Below are 16,586 nucleotides of genomic sequence, written 5' to 3' on the forward strand. Positions count from 1 at the left end.
ATTTAAGCGCACATGGCCTCAGCGAATATGCGAAAGAATACCATCAAGCTCATCAAGGCTTGTGTAACGAATCGTCAGGCTTCCCTTGCCGGTTTTGCCATGACTGATCTGGACGCGTGCGCCCAGCAGTTCCGCCAGCTGATTTTCCAGACTGCCCACATCGCCCGAGGGTTTGTCGGATGGCTTTTTGCTGTCCGGCGCGGCCTGTGCATATTTTTTGACCAGCGCCTCGGTCTGGCGCACGGTCAGACCGCGTTCGACCACCTCGCGCGCCGCCTGTCGCTGCTTGTTGCCCTTGAGACCCAGCAGGGCTCTGGCGTGTCCGACATCCATGTCGCCGCGCTCCAGCAGCGTCTGGACATCGTCTTCAAGCGCCAAAAGCCGGAGCATGTTGGCGATCTGACCGCGCGAGCGCCCCACGGCATCGGCCGTTTGCTGCTGGGTCAGGGAAAATTCATCCATCAGCCGCTTGAGGGCGATGGTTTCCTCGATGGGATTGAGGTCTTCACGCTGGATGTTTTCGATCAGCGCCAGAGCCAGCGCGGTTTCATCGTCAAGCTCGCGCACCACCGCCGGAATGACGTCCAGCTCGGCCATTTGCGCGGCGCGCCAGCGGCGTTCGCCGGCGATGATCTCATAGCGGGCATCACTGCCCTCGGGCAGAGGGCGCACCACGATGGGCTGCATAACGCCGCGGGTTCGAATCGAGGCGGCCAGCTCTTCAAGTCGCTCGGGCTGCATTTCGCGACGCGGCTGATAGCGTCCGCGCGTAAGTTCTGCCAGCGGCAGGCGCTCAAGGCGTTCGCGGCTGTCGATCAGGGGGGATGCAGTTACTGCCGCCCCGGCAGAACCACCCTCGGGGTCCTGGGTCTGTGAACGCTGCCGGGCACCGGCGCCAATCAGTGCGTCCAGTCCTCTTCCGAGTGCGCGTTTACGCGTCATGAACAGTTCCTCGTTCAGGCCATGCGAAAGTAACAACACGCGCCGACGCAGCAAGCGTCGGCGCTCAAGGGTCGATCCATCGTCAGTGTTCCGGAGCTTTCCGGACTACAGCGACAGCTTGCCAATCAGTTCCTTGGCCAGTACCCGGTAGGCGTGAGCGCCGCGGGACATGCGTGCGTAGCGGTTGACCGGCAGACCATGGCTGGGCGCTTCGGCCAGACGGACATTGCGAGGAATGGCCGTTTTCAGCAGGTCGTCACCGAAATAGTCCGACAGCTGCTTGCTGACATCCCGGGTCAGGCTGTTGCGGTTATCAAACATGGTTCGCACGATGCCGTCCAGGGCCAGCGCCGGATTGACGCTGTCGCGAATCTGCTCGACGGTATCCAGCAGTGCCGACAGCCCCTCAAGGGCATAAAACTCGCACTGCAGCGGGATCAAAACGCCGTGGGCCGAAGTCAGGGCATTGACGGTCAGCATGTTCAGCGAAGGCGGGCAGTCGATCAGGACCACATCGAAGCGTTCGGCCACGGTCTCGATGGCGCGGTCCAGACAGCGCTCGCGGCCCTCGCGTTCGAGAAGATCGACCTCGGCGGCGGTGAGATCCCCGTTGGCCGGCAGCAGCTGATAGCCGGCGTTGGGGCAGTCCACGATCGCATCAGAGGCTGAAATCTCGTCAAGCAGCACATCCAGCGAACCGCCGTTGGCCAGCGCATGCTTGTCGATACCGCTGCCCATGGTGGCGTGGCCCTGCGGGTCCATGTCCACCAGCAGCACCCGTTTTTTCAGCGATGCCAGAGCAGCCGCCAGGTTGACGGCGGTCGTGGTCTTGCCGACGCCACCCTTCTGGTTGGTCAGCGCAATGATCCGGGTCAAGAGAGAGTTCCTTGTGTATTGATCGCTGAGCCCTGTCAGGCGATGTCCATTTTCAACAGATGACGCTGGGCCTGTTCACCGGGAATGTCCAGCGGCCATGTCTGGACCAGCCTGACATCGTCGGGCAGCGTAATGTCATCCACGCGCCCCGCCATGGCCAGCCAGTGTCCGCCTTCGGCCAGAAGCGTGCGCGTCAGATCGACAAACTCCGACGGGGCGGCGAAGGCACGGCTGGTGATCTGCTCGAAGCTAACCCCGGCCAGTGCCTCGACCCGGTCGTGTACGGGGGTGACGTTGTCAAGGCCCAGCTCAAAGGCCACCTGACGCTGGAATCGAATCTTCTTGCCGTTGCTGTCGATCGAGGTCAGGGCAATGTCGGGGCGCACAATGGCGACCACGATGCCGGGCAGCCCGGCGCCGCTGCCAACATCCAGAAGTTTCGGGCCTTCAATCCAGGGCAGAATCGCCAGACTGTCGAGCAGATGACGCGTCACCATCGTGTCGATATCGCGTACGGCGGTGAGGTTATAGGCCCGATTCCACTTGTGCAACAGCGTCACAAAGGCCAGCAGCCGGTCACGAACATCGCCTGCAACGCTGAGATTCATGGCCGTCATGCCGTCATCGAGACGACGCTCGATCGCACCACTCATGACGTGGCAGCCCCAACCTTGTGCGCGTTGCTGCGTTTTTTAAGATGAATCAAAAGCATCGAAATGGCCGCCGGCGTGACGCCCGGAATGCGACCGGCTTCGGCCAGCGTTTCGGGCCGAGCGGCCTTGAGCTTCTGGCGGATCTCGCTGGAAAGCCCGTCGATGCGATCGTATTCGATCGTCTCCGGCAGCCGGGTGGCCTCGTGGCGCTTGAGCTTGTCGATTTCCTCGCTCTGGCGATCGATGTAGCCCTGATACTTGGCCTGAATCTGCACCTGCTCGCGCACCAGCGGGTCCTGCGCCGCCCCCTCGGCCAGCGGTGCGATGTCGTCATAGGTCAGCTCGGGGCGACGCAGCAGATCACTGAGTCGATGTTCCCGCGAGAGTTTACCCACCCGGTCGAAAAGACTTTTGGCCGCGTCGCTGCTTGGCTGAATCCAGGTGTGATCGATGCGTTCGCGCTCGGTCTCGATGGCCTGGCGCTTTTGCTGGAAGGCGTCAAAGCGTGCGTCATCCACCAGGCCCAGCTGACGACCGGTCTCGGTCAGACGCAGATCGGCATTGTCCTCGCGCAGCAGCAGACGATACTCCGCCCGCGAGGTAAACATCCGGTAAGGCTCCTGGGTGCCCATGCGGATCAGGTCATCCACCATCACACCGATGTAGGCCTCATCGCGACGCGGCCACCAGGGCTCGAGTCCCTTGACGCGGCGGGCCGCATTGAGACCGGCCAGAAGCCCCTGAGCGGCGGCTTCCTCATAGCCGGTGGTGCCGTTGATCTGTCCGGCGAACCACAGGTTGTGAATCACCTTCGTTTCCAGCGAGTGCTTCAGATCTCTCGGATCGAAGAAGTCGTACTCGATGGCATAGCCCGGACGCACGATATGCGTGCGCTCCAGCCCTTCGATCGAGCGCACCAGTGACAGCTGCACGTCAAAGGGCAGTGATGTCGAGATACCGTTGGGATAGAGCTCATGGGTATCAAGCCCTTCCGGTTCGATAAAGATCTGGTGGCTTTGCTTGTCGGCAAAGCGGTGAATCTTGTCCTCGATGGAGGGGCAGTAGCGCGGTCCGGTGCTGTCGATAACGCCGGAATACATCGGCGAGCGATCCAGATTGGCCCGGATGATGTCGTGGGTACGCTCGTTGGTATGCGCAATGAAGCAGCTCACCTGATCGGGATGCATGTCCCGACGTCCCATATAGGACATCACCGGCCGCGGCGTATCGCCGGGCTGTTCGGCCAGCTTCGAAAAGTCGACCGTTCTGGCATCCAGCCGCGGCGGCGTGCCGGTCTTGAGCCGGGCCACGCGCAGGGGCTGTTCGCGCAGACGAGCGGCCAGTGCGTTGGAAGCCGGGTCGCCCGAACGTCCGCCGCTGTGGTGCTCCATGCCGATATGAATTACCCCGCCCAGAAACGTGCCGGTACACAGCACCACGGTTTCTGCCATGAAGCGGATACCGCCGCGGGTCAGTACGCCGCGTACCGTATCGCCTTCAACGATCAGATCGTCGGCGGCCTGGGCAAAGATCGACAGATTGGGCTGGTTTTCAAGAATGTGGCGAATGGCGGCCTTGTAGCGCACGCGATCGGCCTGAGCACGGGTGGCACGTACGGCCGGTCCCTTGCGGGAATTGAGCGTACGAAACTGGATACCGCCCTGGTCGGTGGCCAGCGCCATGGCACCGCCGAGGGCATCGATTTCCTTGACCAGATGGCTCTTGCCGATCCCGCCGATGGCCGGATTACAGGACATCTGTCCCAGCGTTTCAATGTTGTGACTGAGCAGCAGGGTCTGACAGCCCATGCGAGCGGCGGCCAGTGCGGCTTCGGTACCCGCATGACCACCACCGATGACAATGACGTCAAAGCGGTCCGGATAATCCACGTGAAAAACCTCGAGGGGTTGAAGATGAAGGCGACACCCGAGTGATCAGCGTGTGTCGATACCCACATGCCCGAACAGGGCGTTGGGGATAAGCCGTGTTGAATGGCGCGCATTATAACGTGGCTGTGAGTAAGCGTCAGGGTTTTCCACACATGGATTTTTCAGAGAACAGGTTATTAATAAATAAAAACGGTTTTTAAATAAGAAGTTCTGTTGTGGTTGTGATTATTGGTGAAGGCGATTTCTGTGGAAAAGCAACTTTTCCACCCATAAAACAGCAAGCTGGGGTGTGACTGGAACGCCGGGAAAGCTGCGTGCTTCCCTGGGGCAGGCACTGTACGAGGTGTGCATAAATGGGCAAGTTACCCACAGCTCGATTTATCCCCGACTCGTCAACCGGGCTCAGGGACGTTTCTCCCCATGGTCATCAAGAGAGGCAGCGTCTTGTAAAAAAGGGGAACAGGGCTCGCGTACAGGGGGCTGTAGCGCGAAAAAGAGAAAAGTGGATATTTTTCTATCCACAGGGCGACAGGCGGTAAAAAGGGTCAAAAGGGGCTTTTTCAGGCGTAAAAAAAGCGCCTGTCAGAGACTGACAGGCGCTTTGGCCTCACCTTGAGGACCTTACACCGTGAAGGAGGCTCCGCAACCACAGGTGGTCGTGGCGTTGGGGTTTTTGATCAAAAAGCGGGCACCGGCCAGACCGGCTTCGAAATCGACCGTGGAGCCAACCAGATACTGATAGCTCAGCGGGTCGATCACCATGGCGACGTCGCCGTTTTCGATCACGGTGTCGTCTTCACCGACGGTTTCTGCAAAATCGAAACCATACTGAAAGCCCGAACAACCGCCTCCCGTTACGTAGACGCGCAGCTTCAGGGCCGGGTTGCTTTCTTCCTCGATCAGCGCTCTGACTCTGCCGGCTGCGGCATCGGTAAAGACAAGCGGGGTCGGAACAAAGGATTCTGCTCCGCTCATCGCGGTCTCCTTCTAGGATGACACGCATGATGCGTGCCAGAAATGGATCAGCACGAGGGCTGTCATGGTGTCCATTATCGACACCCCCCCAGCCGGTGGTCAACCGACAGACGCTGCATGACGATCACCAGAGGTATCGGTGAAAACAGTGATAGGCTGACAGCCCTGCCATCCCGTGACCCTGTTACTCTGCCGCTGGGGAGAAAAAGCTTGCCGCGCCGCCTTCTTGATATGTCCCGCCTGAGCCTTGAAAACTTTCGACGCGAACTGGCAAGCGTCGATGCCCTGCCGCAGCTGTGCCTGCTGGCAGTCATTTCGGGGGCATTGACGGGTGTGATCATGATCGCCTTTCGAGAGCTGATCGAACTGGGGGCGCTGGTGTTGATGCCCGACGGGCATACCGAGGCCTTTGAAGCCCTGCCGGCGGCGGTGCGCATGGGTCTGCCGGTGGCCGCCGTCGTGCTGATCGGGCTGGGGCTTGGGTGGCAGAAAAAAAGCGCGCGTCGACTGGGTATTACCCATGTCATCGAGCGCTTTTCCTATCACCAGGGCGTCATGGCCCGCGACAACTGGCTCAATCAGTGGTGGGTCGGTGTGGTCTCGCTGCTGGGCGGACTTTCTGCCGGTCGCGAGGGGCCGGCGGTCCATCTCGGCGCCGGGGCGTCGGGCTGGATCGGTCAGCAGCTCAAGCTGCCGCACAACAGTCTGCGCGTGCTGGTGGGCTGCGGGGTGGCCGCCGGTATCTCGGCGTCGTTCAATACGCCCATCGCCGGCGTTATCTTCGCCATGGAAGTGGTGATGATGGAGTACACCCTGACCGGCTTCATGCCGGTGATGCTGGCCTCGGCCACCGGGGCGGTGGTCACACAGCTGCATTTCGGCTCGGCGCCGGCCTTTATGTTGCCGGCCGTCATCGAACCGCGCCTGCTGGATATTCCGTGGCTTCTGCTCATGGCGCTGGCGGTCGGCGTCATGGCCGGGGGCTTTATCCGTTTGTCGTGCGTGGGCGAGCGTTTTGCCCGGGTGCCCTGGGGCATTCGCATCTTGGTTGCCGGTGTGCTGACCGGGTCGGTGGCCCTTTTTTATCCGCAGGTGCAGGGCATCGGCTATGACAGTGTCGAGGCGATTCTGGCCGGTCAGGCAAGCCTTGATGTGCTGCTGGCGCTGGCGCTGGGCAAGCTGATACTCACCGCCGTGACCGTGGCCTGCGGCATCCCGATCGGCATCGTGGGCCCAACGCTGGTGATTGGTGCCGCGGCCGGTGCGCTCTTCGGGCTCGGGGCGACGGCGCTTTTGCCCTCGATGGTGGGGGAGCCCAACCTGTATGTGATGATGGGTATGGCCGCCATGATGGGCGCCGTTTTACAGGCGCCGCTGGCGGCCATCATGGCGCTTCTGGAGCTGACACACAGCCCTGATATCATTTTGTACGGCATGCTGACCGTCTTGAGCGCCTCATTGACGGCACGTCTTGTCTGGCGCACTCAGGGGTTTTTTGTCATGCCCCGCCAGGGCAGCACGCAACATCCGCTGCAGCAGCCGCTGATGCAGGCGCTTTCAAGGGTCGGGGTCGGCGCCGTCATGGACCGCAGCGTCAGCGTGACGGCCGCGGTCATCAGCCAGGAGCGGGCACGAGCCATTCTGGATGCCCGGCCGACATGGATTTTGATCCACCGGCAGGGGGATCAGAAAAAGGCCGACCGCGAACCCGGCAAGGCACCGCTGGCCCTGCTGGCGGCCGACATGGCCCGGGCGCTTGAAGAAGAAGACCAGACCGGCGTGGATCAGGAGGGTAGCGTCAATCTGCTGGAGATCCCCGGCAAGCGCCTGGAGCTGGCTCCCATCGATCTTCAGGCTACGCTGTCGGAGGCCTTTGCCTGTCTTGACGATCAGCGGGTGGATGCACTTTACGTCAGACACATTACCGCGCCGATGATGCATCGGGTTTCAGGTATCATCACGCGTGAAGCCATCGAAAACTATTATCACTGATGGGCAATGACCCATCGGACACGACCTGACCACTGCTATCGAGGATGCCCCTATGTACGCCTGGGTTCTGGCCTTTCACATCATTTCATTTACGTGCTGGTTTGCCGCGCTTTTTTATCTGCCGCGTCTTTTCATCTATCACAGCCATGCCCTGCGCCAGAATGACGGTCAGGGGTCGACCCGGTTTCAGATCATGGAACGCAAGCTCTACAGCGCCATCATGACACCGGGCATGATCCTGACGCTGGTGTTCGGGATCTGGCTTGTGGCGCTTGATTTCCAGTACTACCTCACCGCGGGCTGGTTTTACGTCAAGGCCGTACTGGTCGTTCTTCTGATCGGTTTCCACCATATCTGTATGGCGCACATGAAGCGGTTTGCGGCCGGTACCAATCGCCGCGGCGGGACCTATTACCGCATCTTTGGCATCATTCCGGCGGTACTTTTGATCGCCATCGTCATTTTTTCCGTGGTCAAGCCGCTTTAATGACGCTGCCCTGCGTGCTGGTTCTGGCCGGTCATGATCCGACCGGCGGCGCCGGGTTGATGGCCGACGCCGAGGCCGTTCGTGCCATGGGCGGCTGGGCGTTGACGGTGCCCACGGCGCTGACGCGCCAGACCACCGTGGACGTTCTGAGCGTTATGCCGCGTCCGGGCGAGGAGATACTGGCAACGGCCCGGGCGCTGCTCGATGACTGCGGGATTCACGCCATCAAGGTGGGGCTGATCGCCGATCTCTCCGCGCTGGAAGCGGTCATTACGCTGTGTGCGGCGCATCCGCATCTGCCCATCATCCTCGATCCGGTGCTGAAGGCCGGCGGCGGGCGTGAACTGTCCGGGCAGGCGCTGATGGCGGCGTTTGTTCAGCGGCTGTTGCCGCTGGCGAGTCTAATCACGCCCAACCTGCAGGAGCTTGCCCGGCTCGCCGCTGTCCTGCCGGGGCAAGCCGGTGTCGATGATAATGACATCGCCGGTCAGGCCGAAAGGCTTTTGGCAGCAGGGGCGGGCGCCATTCTGGCCACGGGTACCGATGTGGCCGGCGAGTGCCGGCGCGCCAGCGTCATTCATCGACTCTATACGCCGGAGGGCATGCGGCAGTGGTCATGGCCGCGACTGCCGGGCAGCTATCACGGCTCCGGATGCACGCTGGCCAGTGCCACGGCCGCCCTGCTGGCCCGGGGCGAGACACTTGAAAATGCCTGTGAAAGGGCGCAACAGTTTACCTGGCACAGTCTTGAAAACGCGCTGATGCCCGGGCGCGGGCAGTACGTCCCCGACCGTCTGATCGACTGATTTTATTTACCAACGCCGGAGGGCGAGCCATGACCCAGTGGAAGCAGGGGCTCTACGCCCTGACCGATGCGCAGCTGATGCCGGATGATGCCACGCTCATCGATCGCTGCGAGGCCGCGCTGGAGGCCGGCATCGCGCTTTTGCAGTACCGCGACAAGTCCGGCGACGAAGGACTGCGCGAGCGGCAGGCGCGCGCCCTCAAGGCGCTGTGTGATCACTACGACACCCCCTTGATCATCAACGACGATGCCGCCCTGGCCTGGCGGCTGGGCGCCGGGGTGCATCTGGGCCGCAGCGATGGCTCGATTGCCCGGGCCCGCAAGGCGCTGGGCCCTGATGCCATTATCGGCGCGACCTGTCAGGACAGTCTCGAGTTCGCCGAACAGGCCGCGCGCGAGGGCGCCAGCTATCTGGCCTTCGGTCGCTTCTATCCGTCACGAACCAAGCCCGACGCGCCGCCGGCGGATCTGTCGATTCTCGCCCGCGCCGAGCATTTCGGCCTGCCGCGAGTGGCGATCGGCGGTATCGATGCCGACAATATCGACGCCACGGTCGAGGCCGGCGCTGATCTGGTCGCGCTGGTCCACGGCATTTTCGGCGCCGATGATCCGGGCGCTGCAGTGCGCCGGCTCAATCAAAAGTTTGATCGATAATGTCTTTCAGGTTATCCACACCCGGTGTCGGCCGCGACCGCCCACCGGGTGTGGATAACGCACTCTCTTCAGGTCGCTCGCTTCAGACCCGGCCTGTGTCCTCTTTTCCACAGGAGCGTGAAGATGGATCTCATTACTTCCGAGACGCTTTTTACCCGCGCGGGGCATCGCATTCCCGGTGGCGTCAACTCTCCCGTACGTGCCTTCAAGGGCATGGGGCGTGCGCCCATGTTCGTGTCACGTGCCCGCGGGCCCTACCTCTTTGACGTCGAGGGCCGACGCTATATCGACTATGTCGGCTCCTGGGGGCCGATGATCACCGGCCACGCCGACCCGGACGTGCTCAGCGCCGTGCGCGACCGGCTCGAAGACGGCCTCTCCTTTGGCACCCCCACGGCGGTCGAGACCGATATGGCCGAGCTGATCTGCGAGATCATGCCGTCGATTGACATGGTGCGCATGGTCAACTCGGGCACCGAGGCGACCATGTCGGCAGTACGCCTGGCGCGCGGCTATACCGGGCGTGACAAGATCGTCAAGTTCGAGGGCAACTACCACGGCCATGTGGATTCGCTGCTGGTCAAGGCCGGTTCCGGCGCGCTCACCCATGGCGAGCCCAGCTCGCCGGGCGTACCGGCCTCGCTTGCCGAGCACACCATCACGCTGTCCTACAACGACATCGAGGGCGTGCGCGAGTGCTTTCGCGAGATCGGCGATCAGGTGGCCTGCATCATCGTGGAGCCGGTGGCCGGCAACATGAACTGCATTCCGCCGGTGCCCGGGTTTCTGGAGTGTCTGCGCAAGGTGTGTGATGAGTCCGGCGCCGTGTTGATCTTTGACGAGGTCATGACCGGCTTTCGCGTGGCACTGGGTGGCGCTCAGGCCTTTTACCGGGTTGCCCCAGATCTGACCTGCCTGGGCAAGATCGTCGGCGGCGGCATGCCGGTCGGCGCCTTCGGTGGCAAGCGCGCCATCATGGAGTATCTTTCGCCGCTGGGGCCGGTCTATCAGGCCGGGACGCTCTCGGGTAACCCGCTGGCCATGGCCGCCGGCATCGCGGTTTTGAAAAAGGTGCGCCAGCCCGGCTTCCATCAGCATCTGAGCGAGCGGGTCGACATGCTGTGCGACGGCCTCGAGCAGCGGGCAAAAGCCGCTGGTGTATCGCTTTTGACCCATCGGGCCGGCGGCATGTTCGGCGTATTCTTTACCGACCGGACCGAGGTCAACGACTTCGAGGCCGCCACCGGCTGCAACGTCGAGCGCTTCAGGGCCTTCTTTACGGCCATGCTGGATCGCGGCATCTACATGGCGCCGTCCCCGTTTGAGGCCGGTTTCATGTCCAGCGTCCACGAAGACGACGACATCAATGCCACGCTCGACGCCGCCGAGGCCGTGTTCGCCACCCTGACCTGATAGCCGGCGCCCTCCGGGGCGCCATACAGCGCCCACCGGTCGTTTCGGCGGGCGAATTTCCCACTGATCCGGAGTGAGTCCCTTGAGTCAGTCACTGATCAGCGCGCTGAGAAGCGGCCGGTTTTTCAATCATGACGTGTCGAATCTGCAGGTGTATGAGACCCATATTTCCTGGGTCGTTTTGACCGGCGAGTACGCCTACAAGATCAAAAAGCCGCTGGATTTCGGGTTTCTGGACTTTTCGACGCTGGCGCGTCGCCGGGGCTTTTGTGAAGACGAGGTGCGACTCAACCGACGGCTGGCGGGCGATCTCTACGAGCGCGTCGTGCCCATCAGCGGCACCCCTGATGCACCGGTACTGGACGGCGAGGGTGAGCCGTTTGAATACGCCGTGTGCATGCGACAGTTCGACAACGCCGGTCTTTTCTCGACGCTGCAGGCCAACAGCGAGCTGACCCGCGCCATGATGGATGACATGGTGGATCAGCTGGTCGCCTTTCATCAGCGCGCCGAGCGCGTCTCACCCGACAGCACCTTCGGGTCGCCGGAGGCCGTCCGGGCGCCGGTGGTGCAGAATTTCGATCAGATTCGCCCGCTGCTGGACAGCAAAGAGGACCTTCGCCGTCTTGATGAACTGGCCGAGCGCGCCGACGAGCTCTATCAGCGCCTTTCGCCGATACTGGCGCAGCGCCAGCGCGACGGGTTTGTGCGTGAAACGCACGGTGACGTGCATCTGGCCAACGTGGTGCAACACGACGGTCGCGCGCTGATCTTTGACTGTATCGAGTTCAACGATGACCTGCGCTACAACGACGTCTGCTGCGAGCTGGCCTTTTTACTGATGGATCTCGAGGCGCGCGGCGAGCATGCACTGTCAAGCCACGTGCTCAATCGCTATCTGGAAGGCAGTGGCGATCACGAGCTGGTTCGCCTGCTGCTCTGGTACAAGGCCTATCGGGCCATGGTGCGGGCCAAGGTGGCGCTGTTTCGCCTGCAGCAGCCGGATCTGCATCCGGCCGACCGGGACGCGGCGCTGTCGGACTATCGCAGCTACATCGCGCTGGCCGAGCGCTACAGCGAGATCGATATCCCCTGGCTTTTGATCAGCGTGGGGGTGTCGGGCAGCGGCAAGAGCCGGTTTACCGAGCAGGTGGTCCGGTCGATGGGGGCCGTGCGCCTTCGCTCCGACGTCGAACGAAAGCGTCTTGTGGAACTGGCGCCTGATGCCGATTCGGGCTCAAGCGTGGCGCAGGGGCTTTATAGCGATGACATGACCCGACAGACCTATGAGCGGCTGGCCGCCCTGAGCGGCACATTGATGGAGGCCGGCTACCCGGTCTGCGTCGATGCCACATCGCTCAAGCGCTCACAGCGTGACCGGCTGCGTCATGAGGCCGAAAAGCGCGGTCTGGCGGCACTTTTGATCAGCTTTGAGGCCGATGACGAGACGCTGCGCGACCGGCTCGAGCGACGTCAGGGGCGACGCGGTGAGGCGTCAGAGGCGGGAACCGAGGTGCTGGATCACCAGCTCGCCTCGCGTGAGGCCTTTGACGAAGATGAGCTGGCCTATCTGATTCATCTGGATACCACGGCCGAGGATGCCAATCTGACGCTGGTGTCGCTGATCAAGGAGCGGTTGCGTCTGAACTGATCGACCCCGGCCGCCGGTCTCAGGCCGTGTCCCGACGTGTGCGGGGCGCGGCCACCACGGCCGTGGGCTGCTGGCGCAGCAGGTTCAGTGCCTGCGCCCGATTTCTCACCTTGAGCTTGCGAAACACGTGATACAGATGTGACTTGACCGTGTGTTCGCTGATGGACAGTCGGTCGGCGATATCCAGATTGCTGGCGCCGCTGTCGAGAAGGCTCAGAATTTCATGCTCGCGCGGGGTCAGACTCGCCAGTGGCAGCTGTTCGTCATGCTGGCGATGCCAGTACGCGCACAGAAGACGCTCCATCAGCGGGCGCGACAGCCACATCTCTCCTTCGAAAAGCTTGCGAATGCCCTTGCTGATCAACTGCAGCGAATCCCCTCGATAGAAAATGCCGTGCAGCGGCATGCGCATCATCAGAGCGACGGCGCGATCTTCATCGGACATGTTAAAGGCCGTGAAGATGGCGTCGTCGTACTGGCCGAGCTGCTGTGTCCACTCGCGCAGTACGGATTCTTCCAGATGATCATCGTCAAGCAGCGCCACGACACGGCAGTGTCTCAGATGATCGGGCAGTTCGGGGGGTTCATCGGTCGGCAGCTGTTGCACGTGGCAGCCCAGCTGTTGACGAAGGTAATCCAGAAACAGCTCATTCTGGGGGCTGCTTTTGGTCACCATGATCAGTGCAGTGTGTGTCGCATCCATGAAAGTGGCCCTGGTAAAGAGTATGTAGGCCTTCAGACACCCGATAGCGGTCAAAACAGGGGGGTGTGCCGACATCCGGCGCGCCGGGAAGGGCACCCTTAACGCTAAGTAAGATTAAGTAAAAAAATATACAAAACAAATACTTAAAAGCACTTAAGGTTCAGAGCTGATTAAGCTCTTACGACTAACGTTCCAGGTCGATCAACAAGAACGCGGTCTCGGTTCGGGTGATCGTACCGATAGCCGACGCGACCGGGGTACTGAAGATGACCCTGATTATAGGGCGATCGATTTTTGAATGAGAGCGGTCAAAACGTGCATCTACATCAAATGGCGCATTGTGCACAGGAAATTGCGTTAGGGGATGTATTTGAAACGGATCGCTTACAGCCCTGTAACAAAATAGAGGAGCGCTGGATGCGTTTTGTCGAGAGATTGCTGCTGGAAAATCAGGCCTGGGCCGATGAAATCAAACACCGTGATCCGGGCATGTTTGATCGCTTGAGTACCGGACAATCGCCGGAAGTGCTCTGGATCGGATGCTCTGATAGCCGCGTTCCTGCCGAGCAGCTGTGTAACACCTCACCGGGTGAAATGTTTATTCATCGTAACGTGGCCAACCGGGTCTGCCTGAATGAAACAGGTTTTATGAGCGTGCTTGAATACGCCGTTGCTGTATTAAAGGTCCGTCATATCGTGGTCTGTGGACACCACCGCTGTGGTGGTATCCAGGCGGCAATGACAGATGAAAATACCGGGCTTTCTCATCTGGATGATCATCTCGATGGCATCCGTGAACTCAGAAGACGGCATGCTGATGTGCTCTCGGAGATACCCGATGAGGCCGGGCGTCTTGATCGACTGGTGGCATTCAACGTGGCCGATCAGGTCCGGGTGCTCAGCGAGATGCCCCTGATTCAGGCGCAGTGGTCACGGCATCAAGGGCCCACGATTCATGGCATGGTCTATGCCCTGGAAACGGGCAGACTGCGCGAAATTCAGCGTTGGGAAGGCGAGTGTCACGAGACCGTGCCGGTCCGAACGCCGACATCCGGCAAGGGCGTATCTCATGAGCGGGGGGCGGTCACATGAGCAGAACACTGTCGCTTAAAACGCTGTCTCAGGACCTGCCTGCCGGTATCGTGGTCTTTCTGGTCGCCATCCCGTTGTGTCTGGGCATCTCACTGGCCTCGGGGGCACCGCCACTTTCTGGACTGATCGCCGGTATTGTCGGCGGGATCGTTGTGTCGCTTTTCAGCGGCTCCTCGCTGAGCGTTTCCGGCCCGGCAGCCGGCCTGACCGTGATCGTTCTGGGGGCGGTCGAACAGATCGGGCTGAGCGGGCTGTTTGTGGCCACGGTGCTGGCCGGCGTTCTGCAGCTGGTGTTCGGCTTTTTGCGTCTGGGCCGGATTGGCGCCTTTGTGCCCTCGGCGGTGATCAAGGGCATGCTGGCCGCCATCGGGCTGATCCTGATTCTCAATCAGATTCCGCTGGCGCTGGGGCTTTCGCAGGACAGTGACGTTTCCCTGCTCAATATCGGTGCGCTGATGGCGGGGCTGTCACCGGTGGCGCTGGCCATTGCTGCGGTGTCGCTTGTCATTCTGATCAGCTGGGAGCAGCCGTTCATGCCGGCGGTGATCAAGCGCTTTCCGGCCCCGCTGGTGGCGGTGCTTGTCGCCATCGCCATGGACCGGCTGGCGCTGTCGATGGGCCTGCCCGGGGCGCTGGAGGCCGGTCAGCGCATTTCCCTGCCGGGCCTGGGGGGGCCGGGGGATTTCATCGAACAGCTGCAGCTGCCGGTGGTGGCTGATCTGCTCAAGCCGCAGGTCTACATGACGGCCGTGACGCTGGCGCTGGTGGCAAGCCTTGAAACCCTGTTGAGTCTCGAGGCCGTGGACAAGATCGATCCGCTCAAGCGTCACTCGCCGCCGCATCGCGAGCTCAAGGCGCAGGGCATCGGCAATATCGTCAGTGGCATGGTCGGGGGGCTGCCGATCACGGCAGTCATCGTGCGCAGTTCGGCCAACGTACAGGCGGGCGGGCGCACGCGTCTTGCAAGCTTTGTGCACGGCATTCTGCTGCTGTGCAGCGTGGCGTTTGTGGCCGGGGCGCTGGAGTTCATTCCGTTGGCGTGCCTGGCGGCCGTTCTGGTGCATACCGGCTACAAGCTCGCCCGTCCGGCCACGATCCTTGCGCACTATCATCAGGGCTGGCAGCGCTTTGTGCCCTTTGCCGTCACGGTCGTTGCGATCATGGTCACCAATCTGCTTGAAGGCGTCATCATCGGCTTTCTGTGCGGGCTCTATTTTCTGGTGCGTGCCAACTATCACTCGGCGGTGTCGTTTACGCGCCATGAGCATTACGCCCTGCTGCGCTTTCACACCGATATCTCCTTTCTCAACCGCGACAAGGTGCGCTATTACCTGGATGACATCGTTGATGGCAGCCATCTCATCATCGATGCGCGCGAGGCGGGCTTCATCGACCCCGATATTCAGGAGGACATCGATAATTTCGTCTATTCATCGCACGAGCGCGATATCGTGGTGGAGCTCAAGCAGGTCAACGGCATGACGGCCAGCTATCCCGCCCTTCGCCCCTCAAGTGCGCTAACGGGCGGTGACATGCCACCGGCGCCACGGCCTGCCTGATTCTTGATGGTTTCAAGCAGGCACCAAAAGGGCGCCTCCGGTATTGATTACCGAAGGCGCCCTTTTTCATGTCATGACACCAGCAAAAACGGCGTTGTCAGGCGTCGGTCGAGGTGCTGCGCGACGCCGGTGGCAGGGGCGCGCCGCCCAGGTTCTGGCGCACCCAGTTCATGGCCTGAATCCGATTGCGTACCTTGAGCTTGCGAAAGATGTTGTAAAGGTGCGACTTGACCGTGTGTTCACTGACAAACAGCTGGCCCGCGATTTCGGTATTGGACGCCCCGGTGCCCAAAAGCCGCAGGATTTCGAGCTCGCGATGCGTCAGACCGTTGGCCGGACGGAAGGCATTGATCTGCTGGCGACGATAGAAGCGGATCAGTCGCGTCATCAGATTGCGCGACATCCACAGTTCATCGTTGATCAGCTTGGCAATGCCCTTGCAGATCAGTGCCAGCGAGTCGCGGCGATAAAACACGCCCTGCAGACGAAAGGTGGTCGCCAGATTGACGGCCTGGTTTTCATCGGCAAGGTTGAAGGCGGCAAGCGTCAGGCTGTTACTTTCGCTGGCAGCGCTCTCCTCCCAGTGATACATGTCCTTTTCGTTGACATGATCGGCATCGAGCAGCACCACACGCTGTATATCATCTTCTGCCGGTACCGCATCCCGCGGTGCCAGCGTTTCTACCTCACAGCCGATCCTGTCCCGCACGTACTGCATGAACAGCTCGCTTTGCGGGTTGATCTCTGTCACCAGTAGTACGACTACCTGCTTTTCACTTTCCACGTCACTATCCACGGTGCCCCCTTGATGCCCGTTCATCAGCTCATGTTGTGACAGCCAACGACGAGGCTTTGCTCAAGCTTACTCCGAAACGGCGTCTGGAGCATCGCTCAG

Annotated in this window: 15 protein-coding genes; 8 read left to right on the forward strand and 7 right to left on the reverse strand. The window is 61.2% G+C overall.

Translation table 11 applies throughout. The features are described from left to right. Positions 1–18 precede the first annotated feature (18 nt). From ACXMYO_RS14210 to erpA, 5 genes are all read right to left on the reverse strand, one after another. On the reverse strand, positions 19–942 hold the full coding sequence (locus ACXMYO_RS14210; protein WP_115854484.1) for a ParB/RepB/Spo0J family partition protein: 924 nt from the start codon (positions 940–942) through the stop codon (positions 19–21). A 105-nt stretch (positions 943–1,047) separates the two neighbouring features. Then, positions 1,048–1,818: a ParA family protein gene (locus ACXMYO_RS14215; RefSeq protein WP_457809188.1), complete on the reverse strand. Its 771-nt coding sequence runs from the start codon at positions 1,816–1,818 to the stop codon at positions 1,048–1,050. Between the two features lie 35 nt (positions 1,819–1,853). Beyond that, positions 1,854–2,471, reverse strand: coding sequence for a 16S rRNA (guanine(527)-N(7))-methyltransferase RsmG (gene rsmG / locus ACXMYO_RS14220; RefSeq protein WP_457809189.1), 618 nt, complete (start codon positions 2,469–2,471; stop codon positions 1,854–1,856). Beyond that, positions 2,468–4,360: a tRNA uridine-5-carboxymethylaminomethyl(34) synthesis enzyme MnmG gene (gene mnmG, locus ACXMYO_RS14225; RefSeq protein ID WP_457809190.1), complete on the reverse strand. Its 1,893-nt coding sequence runs from the start codon at positions 4,358–4,360 to the stop codon at positions 2,468–2,470. Before mnmG ends, rsmG begins: the two co-directional genes overlap by 4 nt. A 621-nt stretch (positions 4,361–4,981) precedes the next feature. Continuing rightward, complete coding sequence (erpA, locus tag ACXMYO_RS14230; protein WP_438765513.1) at positions 4,982–5,335, reverse strand: iron-sulfur cluster insertion protein ErpA; 354 nt, start codon at positions 5,333–5,335, stop codon at positions 4,982–4,984. Positions 5,336–5,545: 210 nt separating this feature from the next. Between erpA and ACXMYO_RS14235 the strand changes: the two genes are divergently transcribed. The 6 genes from ACXMYO_RS14235 to ACXMYO_RS14260 all read left to right on the forward strand — a co-directional run bounded on the left by ACXMYO_RS14235 (position 5,546) and on the right by ACXMYO_RS14260 (position 12,337). Beyond that, positions 5,546–7,327 carry a chloride channel protein gene (locus ACXMYO_RS14235; protein WP_457809191.1) on the forward strand — a complete coding sequence of 594 codons (1,782 nt, stop codon included), beginning with the start codon at positions 5,546–5,548 and terminating at the stop codon, positions 7,325–7,327. A gap of 52 nt (positions 7,328–7,379) precedes the next feature. Further along, a complete protein-coding gene (gene hemJ, locus ACXMYO_RS14240) occupies positions 7,380–7,814 on the forward strand; it encodes a protoporphyrinogen oxidase HemJ (protein ID WP_457809192.1) in 435 nt (144 codons plus the stop codon). Continuing rightward, positions 7,814–8,620, forward strand: a complete 807-nt coding sequence (thiD, locus tag ACXMYO_RS14245) for a bifunctional hydroxymethylpyrimidine kinase/phosphomethylpyrimidine kinase (RefSeq protein ID WP_457809193.1) — start codon at positions 7,814–7,816, stop codon at positions 8,618–8,620. The genes hemJ and thiD overlap by 1 nt, the downstream gene beginning before the upstream one ends. A gap of 29 nt (positions 8,621–8,649) precedes the next feature. Then, the gene (thiE, locus tag ACXMYO_RS14250; RefSeq protein WP_438765518.1) at positions 8,650–9,273 is read left to right on the forward strand and encodes a thiamine phosphate synthase; all 624 of its coding nucleotides are present in this window, start codon (positions 8,650–8,652) and stop codon (positions 9,271–9,273) included. A gap of 123 nt (positions 9,274–9,396) precedes the next feature. Continuing rightward, positions 9,397–10,686: a glutamate-1-semialdehyde 2,1-aminomutase gene (gene hemL, locus ACXMYO_RS14255; RefSeq protein ID WP_438765519.1), complete on the forward strand. Its 1,290-nt coding sequence runs from the start codon at positions 9,397–9,399 to the stop codon at positions 10,684–10,686. Positions 10,687–10,759: 73 nt separating this feature from the next. Continuing rightward, positions 10,760–12,337: a bifunctional aminoglycoside phosphotransferase/ATP-binding protein gene (locus tag ACXMYO_RS14260; protein WP_457809194.1), complete on the forward strand. Its 1,578-nt coding sequence runs from the start codon at positions 10,760–10,762 to the stop codon at positions 12,335–12,337. Between the two features lie 19 nt (positions 12,338–12,356). Here ACXMYO_RS14260 and ACXMYO_RS14265 read toward each other — a convergent pair whose 3' ends face one another. Then, positions 12,357–13,040 carry a LuxR C-terminal-related transcriptional regulator gene (locus ACXMYO_RS14265; protein ID WP_438765521.1) on the reverse strand — a complete coding sequence of 228 codons (684 nt, stop codon included), beginning with the start codon at positions 13,038–13,040 and terminating at the stop codon, positions 12,357–12,359. Between the two features lie 417 nt (positions 13,041–13,457). Between ACXMYO_RS14265 and ACXMYO_RS14270 the strand changes: the two genes are divergently transcribed. Together ACXMYO_RS14270 and ACXMYO_RS14275 are read left to right on the forward strand one after the other, a co-directional pair. Beyond that, positions 13,458–14,132: a carbonic anhydrase gene (locus ACXMYO_RS14270; protein WP_457809195.1), complete on the forward strand. Its 675-nt coding sequence runs from the start codon at positions 13,458–13,460 to the stop codon at positions 14,130–14,132. Next, positions 14,129–15,691: a SulP family inorganic anion transporter gene (locus tag ACXMYO_RS14275; protein WP_438765523.1), complete on the forward strand. Its 1,563-nt coding sequence runs from the start codon at positions 14,129–14,131 to the stop codon at positions 15,689–15,691. The genes ACXMYO_RS14270 and ACXMYO_RS14275 overlap by 4 nt, the downstream gene beginning before the upstream one ends. Positions 15,692–15,788: 97 nt before the next feature. Here the strand turns inward: ACXMYO_RS14275 and ACXMYO_RS14280 are convergent, their stop codons facing one another. Beyond that, positions 15,789–16,487 (reverse strand): LuxR C-terminal-related transcriptional regulator, encoded by a 699-nt coding sequence (locus ACXMYO_RS14280; RefSeq protein WP_457809196.1) that lies wholly within the window; start codon positions 16,485–16,487, stop codon positions 15,789–15,791. Positions 16,488–16,586: the final 99 nt, after the last annotated feature.

The sequence above is a fragment of the Kushneria sp. EE4 genome (genome assembly GCF_977968315.1).

Excerpts from the sequence above, each read along its gene's own strand:
- ACXMYO_RS14275 (WP_438765523.1), top strand. The coding sequence starts at position 14,129 with ATGAGCAGAACACTGTCGCTTAAAACGCTGTCTCAGGACCTGCCTGCC.
- hemJ (WP_457809192.1), top strand. The coding sequence starts at position 7,380 with ATGTACGCCTGGGTTCTGGCCTTTCACATCATTTCATTTACGTGCTGG.
- ACXMYO_RS14265 (WP_438765521.1), bottom strand. The coding sequence starts at position 13,040 with ATGGATGCGACACACACTGCACTGATCATGGTGACCAAAAGCAGCCCC.
- ACXMYO_RS14270 (WP_457809195.1), top strand. The coding sequence starts at position 13,458 with ATGCGTTTTGTCGAGAGATTGCTGCTGGAAAATCAGGCCTGGGCCGAT.
- hemL (WP_438765519.1), top strand. The coding sequence starts at position 9,397 with ATGGATCTCATTACTTCCGAGACGCTTTTTACCCGCGCGGGGCATCGC.
- thiE (WP_438765518.1), top strand. The coding sequence starts at position 8,650 with ATGACCCAGTGGAAGCAGGGGCTCTACGCCCTGACCGATGCGCAGCTG.
- erpA (WP_438765513.1), bottom strand. The coding sequence starts at position 5,335 with ATGAGCGGAGCAGAATCCTTTGTTCCGACCCCGCTTGTCTTTACCGAT.
- ACXMYO_RS14210 (WP_115854484.1), bottom strand. The coding sequence starts at position 942 with ATGACGCGTAAACGCGCACTCGGAAGAGGACTGGACGCACTGATTGGC.
- rsmG (WP_457809189.1), bottom strand. The coding sequence starts at position 2,471 with ATGAGTGGTGCGATCGAGCGTCGTCTCGATGACGGCATGACGGCCATG.
- thiD (WP_457809193.1), top strand. The coding sequence starts at position 7,814 with ATGACGCTGCCCTGCGTGCTGGTTCTGGCCGGTCATGATCCGACCGGC.